The organism is Fuscovulum blasticum DSM 2131 (assembly GCF_003034965.1).
Lineage (GTDB): Bacteria > Pseudomonadota > Alphaproteobacteria > Rhodobacterales > Rhodobacteraceae > Pseudogemmobacter > Pseudogemmobacter blasticus.
The window spans coordinates 1-2,250 of the sequence record NZ_PZKE01000048.1 but is presented as its reverse complement, the minus strand read 5'-3'; the positions used below and the strand labels follow the sequence as shown (position 1 = coordinate 2,250).

Below are 2,250 nucleotides of genomic sequence, written 5' to 3'. Positions count from 1 at the left end.
CGCCCTTGTTTCGTGGGGCCCCGGAAAAGGACCCTCGGTTCACTCGCGCGGCGACTTACTGGCAGGAGCCGGGAAAATCAAGCCTCAGTTACCGGAATGGCCTGTCTGCGGTGCCGCAGCCGGCGCCGCGGCAGCGGCGGCCTTCTTGGCCGCAGCGGCCGCCTTGGCGTCCGATTTCACGGTCACGGCACGGGCAGCGATGGCGGCATCCATCTGTTCGGGCGTCATCCCGAACCACTGCGGGTTCTGCACCAGCCAGTCCTCGACCTTCTTGGCGGCGTTGTAGGACAGCGCCTCCATCTGCTGCTTCTTGTTGCGCGTGATGCCGGTGCCGATCACGCTTTCGCCGGACAGGCCTTCGAAGACGGTGAACTGCTTGCCTTCCTCGTTCAGCTTCTTGCGCGCGGCGTCGTCCCAGATGTTGGCGGTGATCACCAGCACCGACTTGGGCGCCGCGACAACCGGAATACCGGGCGGGGCCAGCGCATAGCCATCCACCGAGATGCCGATGTTGTAAAGTTTGGTCCCCTGGTAGCGGCCGAAACGGTCGGCCACGGCCTTGGTCATGGCGGCTTCCCATTCGGCGGGGGTCGCCGGGCGGCTGATCGGCACCATCTCCACCTTGTCGGCCACCACGATGTTCAGGCCCAGCGCGAATTCGCCCAGCGGCATGGGCGGTTCGGCCAGATCGTTGCGGCCACAGGCGGCAAGGCCGACAACCATCAGGGCAGGGAACAGGTGGCGCAGGGCCATCGGCAGATACTCCGCAAGGACACGAGACCGGCCCAGCCATAGCCGAGCGGCGGGGATGCCGCAACGCCCTCGCAAAATACCGGCGGTGCCCTATCTACAGTCCATGACCCGGACACCGCCCGACACAGCCCCCCTGCCCGTCCGCGTGCCGCTGGCCACGCGGCCACTGGGGGTCTGGGGGTCGCTGCAGGCCGGGCGGCGCAATGTTCTGGAACTGGTGCCCGAAATCGCCACCCATGCGCCGATCCTCAGCGGCACGACCGCCCGGCGCTGGCACATGCTGATGGACCCCAATGCCCTGAAGCGGGTCTTGCGGGACAATGTGGGGAACTACCCCAAGTCGGTGGTGACCAAGCTGATCCTGTCGCCGGCCATCGGCGAAAGCCTGTTCGTGGCCGACGGGGCGGAATGGATGTGGCAGCGCCGCACCGCCGCGCCGGTGTTCTCGCATCGCAACGTGGCGGCCCTGGCCCCGGTGATGACGGCGGCGGCGGAACGGGTGTCGGCCCGGCTGGTGCCGGGGCGCGCGGCGAACCTGTTCGACGAGATGGTGACCGCCACCTTCGAGGTGATCTCGGATGTCACCTTCTCCGGCGGCAAGGCGTTTGACCGCGCGGCGGTCCACAAGGCGATCGAGCAATACATTGCGGACAACGCCAGGGTTTCCCTGCTGGACATTCTGGGCGCCCCGGCCTGGGTGCCCCGGCTGGGGCGGCTGCGCACCGGGGCGGCGATGCAATCGACCAAGCGGCTGGCAGACGGGGCCATCACGGCCCGGCGGGCCGAAGGCGCCAAGACACCGCCCGATCTGCTGGACCTGCTGATGGCCGGGGAAGACCCCGAAAGCGGCCGGCGCATGACCACGGAGGAATTGCGCGACAACCTGCTGACCTTCATCGTCGCGGGGCATGAGACAACCGCGCTGACGCTGGGCTGGGCGCTGTACCTCTGCGCCTTCGATCCCGCGGTGCAAGAGGCGGCGCGAACCGAGGCGCAGGCCGCGCTGGGGGATCGGGCCGCCGGGGTGGGCGACCTGCCCGCGCTGCCCCTGACCCGCCGCATCGTGGACGAGGCGCTGCGGATGTATCCGCCGGCCGCCTTTCTGGCCCGCACCGCGCAGGCGCCCGATGAACTCTGCGGCCGCGAGGTGCGCCGGGGCGATACGGTGATCCTGCCGATCTATGCGCTGCACCGGCATCACAAGCTGTGGGAGGCCCCCGATGCCTTCCGCCCCGACCGCTTTGTCGACCCCCGGGCGATCCCGCGCTTCCACTACCTGCCCTTCGGCGACGGCCCCCGCGTCTGCATCGGCGCAAGTTTCGCCCTGCAAGAGGCGGTGATCATCCTGGCCACCCTGCTGGCCCGGTTCCGCTTTGCGCGCGTTCCGGGGCGCGACCCGAAGCCGGTGATGATCCTGACGCTGCGGCCCGAAGGCGGGGTCTGGCTGATGGTCGACAGGGCCTGAGTCCGCCGGGCCTGCCCCGCAGGCCGGNGGCG

Annotated in this window: 2 protein-coding genes; one reads left to right on the top strand and one right to left on the bottom strand. The window is 69.4% G+C overall.

What is annotated here, in order from left to right:
* Positions 1 to 84: 84 nt before the first annotated feature.
* Positions 85 to 753, bottom strand: a complete 669-nt coding sequence (locus C5F44_RS17570; RefSeq protein ID WP_228156732.1) for a hypothetical protein — start codon at positions 751 to 753, stop codon at positions 85 to 87.
* A 103-nt stretch (positions 754 to 856) separates the two neighbouring features.
* Here C5F44_RS17570 and C5F44_RS17565 point away from each other — a divergent pair, with 103 nt between their 5' ends.
* A complete protein-coding gene (locus C5F44_RS17565) occupies positions 857 to 2,218 on the top strand; it encodes a cytochrome P450 (RefSeq protein ID WP_107674934.1) in 1,362 nt (453 codons plus the stop codon).
* The last annotated feature ends 32 nt before the right edge of the window (positions 2,219 to 2,250 follow it).

Coding starts and splice junctions, on each gene's coding strand:
- C5F44_RS17570 (WP_228156732.1), bottom strand. CDS start 753: ATGGCCCTGCGCCACCTGTTCCCTGCCCTGATGGTTGTCGGCCTTGCC.
- C5F44_RS17565 (WP_107674934.1), top strand. CDS start 857: ATGACCCGGACACCGCCCGACACAGCCCCCCTGCCCGTCCGCGTGCCG.